Here is a 1,401-nt window from a genome sequence, read left to right on the forward strand (position 1 = left end):
CTAAACCTACTTTTTCAACAGAATCGGCCAAGAAGCAGACATTCATCCCACTTCAATCCAGAGCATCACAAAATACGATATAGGGAGCCTGAGAATCCAAGAGTGGTTGAGCGTTGTGCATGGCGCGCTGGATAGAATGCTGCTCCATGGCCGTTAGGCGGTGCTTGCCCAGATTGCATTGGATTCCCGAGGGGTTGAGCTCTAGGGAGAACAGGCCAATGAGATGTTCCCCTTCCTTGCTCAGCAACAGCTCCATAAATCCCTCATTTCTTGTGTTAGCCACCAGGTAGATCAGCCCTTCGACGGATGCCACGCCGCACCAATGCACCTCATCCCAAAGCTGGGTAATACCTTGGTCAGTAGCGACTGTCGGCAGGCTCCAAGAGTCTGCCTCAACTGTAAAAGTTTTCAGCACATCCAACAGCCGTTCACGGGCGAGAACATTGAGCGTGTACCTGTATTTGCCTCGAAGAATGAAATTTGGGTCTCGCTCTGATGGAGCCATTAACGTCGCCTCGCTGATGACTTTTGCCGTCAGCAAGTAGCTCAGAGCGATCTCCGAGGGCTGTTCACTCCAGCCATTGATATCCGAAACAGGTGGTATCCAGAGCACATGCACTGTTTCTCCTATATGCGGCAAGTGGTCTTTGTCGAAGCAGGCGAACGTGGTGCTGCCCAGGGCCGGCAGAATATCCCTCAGCCGCAGCGAAGGAGCGCCATGATCAATTTCCGATCCGTTAGGCCAAAAAGTTGGGGCATAGATGTTCAAACTTTTCCCCCCCGATGTTGAATTAGGCCTTCGATGATCATGGTGGTGGCTGGGATTAAATTTTGAGAGTGAGTTATCTGGCAGAGTTTATCAGTAGACTCGCAGCGCCTCTTTCTTCCTGCGTCATGTTCAACGGTGTGCACTCGCCTTTCGCAATGTGATAAGCGTTTGGCACCTCGCTGCCACTTCCGGGGTAGCCGCGGCTAGTGTGGACAGCACCTGATACATCTCCTGGGCGTCTGGAAACGGGTATGCATCCAGGCTCATGGCAATCGTCAGCTTGCGTATGTCCTGCCCGTCTCTAAGCCACGTTTCGATCTCCCGCATCATAGCTGAGCCGTTGTCGTTCGTTTGCCAAACCAGCAGGTTGAACAGGTCGGCAACCAGCCCTTCAGGCACTGTTCTGGGAATTTCCGCGAATAGGCGATTAGCCAGATCAAGTTCGCCAAATACGCGGACTAAGTCATACGCTGCATCAAACGCTAAGGTGTACTCGGCAGCGTTGCGTTCAATAGCAATAATATCCAGCGCGTGTTGGAGCGATGGGTGCATCCGGACACTCCATAGGCAAAAAAGTAGGCAGATTTATTTTGATCACAGTCTGCTTCTGGCCGATTCTGTTGAAAAAGTAG

The 1,401-nt window shown here is 51.8% G+C and carries 2 protein-coding genes; both read right to left on the minus strand.

Translation table 11 applies throughout. The features are described from left to right. Positions 1-52 precede the first annotated feature (52 nt). Positions 53-769, minus strand: a complete 717-nt coding sequence (locus tag CXP40_RS23520; RefSeq protein WP_106735682.1) for a hypothetical protein — start codon at positions 767-769, stop codon at positions 53-55. Positions 770-898: 129 nt separating this feature from the next. Continuing rightward, the gene (locus tag CXP40_RS23525; RefSeq protein WP_106735683.1) at positions 899-1,321 is read right to left on the minus strand and encodes a hypothetical protein; all 423 of its coding nucleotides are present in this window, start codon (positions 1,319-1,321) and stop codon (positions 899-901) included. Positions 1,322-1,401: the final 80 nt, after the last annotated feature.

Origin of the sequence: Pseudomonas sp. YY-1, from assembly GCF_002843095.1 — a bacterium.
Classification (GTDB): Bacteria; Pseudomonadota; Gammaproteobacteria; order Pseudomonadales; family Pseudomonadaceae; genus Aquipseudomonas; species Aquipseudomonas sediminis_A.

What these genes read in the sequence shown, in the direction of transcription:
- CXP40_RS23525 (WP_106735683.1), bottom strand. Translation starts at nt 1,321, where the DNA reads ATGCACCCATCGCTCCAACACGCGCTGGATATTATTGCTATTGAACGC.